This window comes from Galbibacter sp. L-19 (assembly GCF_056857615.1).
In genome coordinates this window covers 1-5292 of sequence record NZ_JBSXNL010000005.1, presented here as the reverse complement: position 1 = coordinate 5292, position 5292 = coordinate 1, and the positions used below count along the sequence as shown (strand labels likewise).

4 protein-coding genes are annotated in these 5292 nt (G+C 42.6%); all 4 read left to right on the top strand.

Annotation, left to right across the window (positions count from 1 at the left end; translation table 11 throughout):
• Window positions 1–126 precede the first annotated feature (126 nt).
• From AC13CQ_RS00095 to AC13CQ_RS00080, 4 genes are read left to right on the top strand one after another with little or no spacing between them, the layout of a single operon-like run.
• Complete coding sequence (locus AC13CQ_RS00095; RefSeq protein WP_482882577.1) at window positions 127–750, top strand: phosphatase PAP2 family protein; 624 nt, start codon at window positions 127–129, stop codon at window positions 748–750.
• Window positions 751–775: 25 nt separating this feature from the next.
• Window positions 776–2050, top strand: coding sequence for a TolC family protein (locus AC13CQ_RS00090; protein ID WP_008612716.1), 1275 nt, complete (start codon window positions 776–778; stop codon window positions 2048–2050).
• A 10-nt stretch (window positions 2051–2060) separates the two neighbouring features.
• The gene (locus AC13CQ_RS00085; protein ID WP_008612717.1) at window positions 2061–2987 is read left to right on the top strand and encodes an efflux RND transporter periplasmic adaptor subunit; all 927 of its coding nucleotides are present in this window, start codon (window positions 2061–2063) and stop codon (window positions 2985–2987) included.
• Between the two features lie 17 nt (window positions 2988–3004).
• The gene (locus AC13CQ_RS00080; protein WP_482882576.1) at window positions 3005–5170 is read left to right on the top strand and encodes an efflux RND transporter permease subunit; all 2166 of its coding nucleotides are present in this window, start codon (window positions 3005–3007) and stop codon (window positions 5168–5170) included.
• Window positions 5171–5292: the final 122 nt, after the last annotated feature.

The following is a 5292-nucleotide window of genomic DNA, read 5'->3' as shown; positions in this document are numbered from 1 at the left end:
TTTTACAATCCAATTCTTTTAAAACCTTGAGGATTTTGTCGTAATTTGCTTGAAAGTTGTGCATATAAATTATAGTGTGGTTACTACAATTTACTGCATTTTAGCAGTTTGCACAACTTTTTCTAAATGCACAACGGGTTTATATTAATTATCCTTTTTGCTTTATTTACGGCCCTTGTTTATTTTTTACCCACTACTTTTATAGACATCGAATTTTCTGAAGAAGTCCAAGAGCAAAGTAGCCCGGCTCTCAATTTTATTATGAAATCTATCAGCTGGTTTGGTAGTAGTACTGCCGCATTGGGTATTACTTTGGGTACCGCACTTTTATTTTTTATTTGTAAATTCAGGAAAGAAGCTTTATTCTCAGCTTCTACCCTAATAGTGTCCCTTCTTACTTTTGGAATTAAAGTTTTGATAAACCGGCCACGGCCAACTGCCGATTTGGTAAATATCATAGAAAAAGCACAACATCAGAGCTTTCCAAGTGGACATACTTCTTATTATGTGGCCTTCTATGGGTTTATAACTTTTCTAATGCTAAGGTTGACCAATATAAAAAGGATAATTCGTATCCCGGTGATAATATTATCACTTTTCTTGATTTTCACAGTACCATTTTCCCGCATTTATCTTGGGGCCCATTGGTTTACTGATGTCGCAGGAGGGTTCATTTTGGGACTTGTTGTTCTTTATGGTATTATACGCTTTTATATAAGGGAAAAACATTCCAGGAACAACAAGTATTAATTCTTAGAATAATATTAAAAAATATATGAACAAAATTTTTTCAATATTTTTCCTCCTATTGATTGCAGGTCAGCTCCAAGCACAGAAAACGCTCGGTTATTACCTGGAGACCGCAAGGGTCAACAGCCCTTTGGCCAATGATAATGAAAACAAGGCCAAAGTGAGCGAACTGGAAGCGGAACGGCTTTCGGCTGTTTACAATAGGCCCAAAATCGACCTGAACGGGAATTTTCTTTTTGCGCCAATCCTTTCTACAGAAAACAACAAAACCCGTTTTGAGGCAAATTCAAACGGCTCAACCGACTATTATGGGTACGATCTCTCAAGTACCAACGGTGGGCTTTATCAAGGCGTTGCCAAATTAACGCAGCCTCTGTTCAATGGGGGCAAAGCTTTTGAAAAACAGGCAGAAATTATTGCGGAGGTCAACCGCAATATGGCAAAACTCAATATTCACGATCTTGAAAAACTGGTTACCGACCAGTACATCCTCTGCCTCAAGGATAAAAACCAGATAGCTTTTGTCGATTCTATGCTCAAACTGCTCGACAATCAAACCAATCTGGTGAAAAAATTGGTCGATAATGCATTGTTGAAACCCTCTGACCTATCCTTGGTCAATATCGAACAAAAAAATTATAGAGGATTACGAACTACGTTCAAGGCGAATTACAGGAGCGACCTGATGGATTTAAATGTCCTTTCGGGCATTAAGGACACCACCTTGGTAGAATTGGAAAAGATTGACCTAAGTGTTCCTCCACGCGAAACAAATAATGCTTTTCTGGAAAAGTACAGGTTGGATAGCTTGAACCTCCTTGCAGGACAGGAGGTATTTGAGGCCAAATATAAACCACAGCTCAATTTTGTGGCTGATGCCGGGCTGAACACTACCTACGCCCCAGATATCCCCAATCGTTTCGGGCTAAGTGCCGGGCTGAACTTTACCTGGAACCTATTTGACGGCAGGCAAAAATCGATTGTTCAGAACAAGACGGATATCCAATTGCAAACGGTTTCCTTTTACAGGGAGAACTTCCTCAAAAAAAACGGGGTCAGAAAAAACAAGTTGTTGAACGAACTCAAATCCTATGAGGATAGGATGGCAATAGCCGAAGCCCAACTGGAAGAATATGATAATCTATTGACCAATTTTAGAAAGGAAATCCTTTACGGGCAACTTTCCATCATCGACTACATCACTACTTTAAAAAACAGGAATATGGTAGAGCGGGACTTTATACTCCTAAAAACAAACCGACTCCTATTGATCAATGCTTACAATTACTGGAACTGGTAAATAAACCCTTATGAAGAAACTATTTTTGATTTTAATGAGCGTTACGGCCCTTACCGCCTGTAAGGACAAAGCTTCAAACGAGGAAAAAAACACCGTTGAACCTAAAACTGCCGTGAAGGTTACCCGTATCCGCCAAGGTTCTGTTGAGGACAATCTGGAACTGTTTGCCACCACCGTTTATCTCAAACGCAATATCGCGACTGCCCCAATACCCTCTTATATAACCAAGGTCAACATCCGCTTGGGCGACAGGGTCAGCAAAGGCAAGGTCTTGTATGAACTGGAAAGCAAGGAACGCCGTGCCTTGGGCGAATCCATAAAACTCGATTCCTCGCTAGTAGGATTTGGGCTGATCAAGGTAAGGGCACAGGTTTCCGGAATCGTCACGACACTTGACAAACAGCAACCCGGTGATTACGTTCTGGAAGGGGCAAAACTCTGTACCATTGCCAAAAGCGGGGATATGGTTTTCCAGATCAACGTTCCTTACGAATATAACAGCTATGTTAAACAAGGCGAAAAGTTAAAGTTTGTACTCCCCAACGATTCCATAAGAATGGCCGAGATCACAACCACGCTGGCAGGAATGAGCGGCACCGCACAAACCCAAAAAGTATTGGCAAAGCCCGTTAAACCCATCTTTCTGCCCGATAGCCTAATCGTAAAGGCACTTTTTAGCAAGGGCAACAACGATAAAAAACAGATTGTTCCCAAAGCTGCACTCCAAAGTGATGAAATGATGAAGGATTTTTGGGTGATGAAACTTATCAATGACAGTACTGCGGTAAAAGTCCCGGTAACCGTGGGGAGCAAAGACCAGAATGAAGTAGAGATCCTTAGCCCGACCTTTAGAAAATCAGACCGCATCATTACAGCGGGGGCTTATGGTATGCAGGATTCAACCCTTGTGAAGATAACTGGTCAAGAGAAAATGTAAATCTTTCAATGCGCAAAATGAACAGGAAAAACTACTTTCAAATATTCTCAAAACCCATCATCTTCATTGGGCTGCTCTTCCTGATGGCCGGTATATTCTCGTATACCAAAATGCAGACCAACCTCTTCCCGGAAGTTCTTTTTCCGCGGGTCACTATTATTGCCGATGCGGGTCAACTCCCCGTTGACCGTATGATGATCACCGTCACCAAACCTTTGGAAAGTGCGGTAAAAAAAGTAAGGGGGGTCAATGTGGTAAAATCGAATACCAGTCGGGGAAGCGCAACGATCAGCGTGTTTTTTGACTGGGGGCTTGATACCTATACCACAAAATTACAGATGGAGAGCCGCATCAATGAGATAAAAAATTACCTGCCACAAGGGCTTACCCTTTCGGTAGAGGCGATGAACCAGTCCCTTTTTCCCGTGTATGGGTTTACTTTGGAAAGCAAAAATAACGGTTCGGTTGCCTTACGCGATAAGGCCAAACTGGTGGCACGGCCTATTTTTTCACAAGTAAAGGGTATTTCAAATGTTGTAGTGAGGGGCGGAAGGGCAAAAGAGTACGTGATCATACCCGATGCCGCCAAAATGTCGGCCGTGGGCGTAACGGTAAACAGTTTTGTTACCGCATTCAACAACAATAATTTTGTGCTCTCGAACGGAAATGTGGCCGATTATGACCGTTTGTACCTGACCCTGACCGATACGCGCGTCAAGGATGTCGAGGAGCTAAAAGACATCATCATTAAAAACGATGGCCAACGCATTTTAAAAGTAAAAGATCTGGCCACCGTAGAGATACAGGAGCAAAAAGAATTTGTAAAGGTCAATGCAAACGGGGAAAGGGCGGTCTTGATAGACCTTGTGAAACAACCGGGCGTCAACCTTGTTGATTTTGCCAAAAATGCGGATGAAAAGGCCAAGGAGATCAGAAAGCTTTTACCGGACGGCTATGAACTAAAACCCTATTACAATCAAAGTGCCTTCGTGGGGGACAGTATTGATAGCGTTATCAAGACCATTTATGAAGGTCTTTTCTTGGCCGTCATCGTAATGATCTTTTTCTTAAGGTCGTGGCGGGCAAGTTTGGTCGTGATGCTCACTATTCCGGTCACTGTTACCTTTACTATCTTGGTGCTGTACCTGTTCGGGATTACGATAAACGTGATGTCGCTGGGTGCGATCGCCGCTTCCATCGGGCTCATTATCGATGATGCCATAGTCATTATAGAACAGATTTACCGAACCCACGAGAATAATCCCGAAAAAGATCGTTTTACCGTTGTAAAAGAGTCCATACACCTTTTATTTCCAGCAATGATAGGCTCTTCCTTGGCCACTATTGTGATTCATTTTCCATTTGGTCTGATGAGCGGTCTGGCGGGTAGTTTCTTCAAAGAACTTTCGGACACAATGCAGATCACTATGGTCTGTTCCTTCCTTGTCACTTGGCTTTTGCTCCCGGTACTGCACTTGATCATTGGTTATAAGAAATCTTTAAAGCCCCATCACAATGATGAGGAAAAGTCCATAAAAAAGCTTCGGTGGCTTACCTGGTTTTTCGATAAGCCCATTATTACGGGCGTTTTCATTTTGTTCTTGGGGGTTTCGGCTTGGTTGGCATCAGGTGCGCTGGAGACAGGTTTCCTTCCAGCTTTGGACGAAGGCACCATTGTCTTGGACTATTTTTCCCCGCCCGGCACCAGTTTGGAGGAAACGGATCGTTTGAACCGGCAAATGGAAGCTATTATTTTGGCCAACCCCAATGTGGATACCTATTCTCGCAGAACCGGTATGCGTATGGCCTTCCGTACCGTAACGCCCAACTACGGCGATTACCTGATATCCCTGAAAACCGACCGCACCAAGACTACCGAAGAGGTCATTAGTGAGCTAAGGGAAAAAATAACGGCCTCGGTACCGGTGATGAACGTATCCTTTGGTCAGCGGATCGCCGACCTTCTGGGCGATTTGATGAGTACTTCGGAACCTATTGAAATAAAATTGTTCGGGGATAATTACAATATCCTTCAGCAAAAAGCCGAGGAAGCGGAAACTATAATCAAAGGCATTCCAGGACTTGCTGACATCAATAATGGTCTGATCACGGCGGGGCCTTCCCTGGTCTTTGTTCCCGATCAGGAAAAACTGAGCCAATATAACATGAACTTCCCTGAATAGAGTTGACCGTTTTTAAATATTAATTTCATTGTTAAAAATAGTAATTGTTTTTTGATGAAAAGTACTTTTCATCAAAAACTGTTTTTCAAACGCTATTGGACTTATTTTTCCAATATTATCAT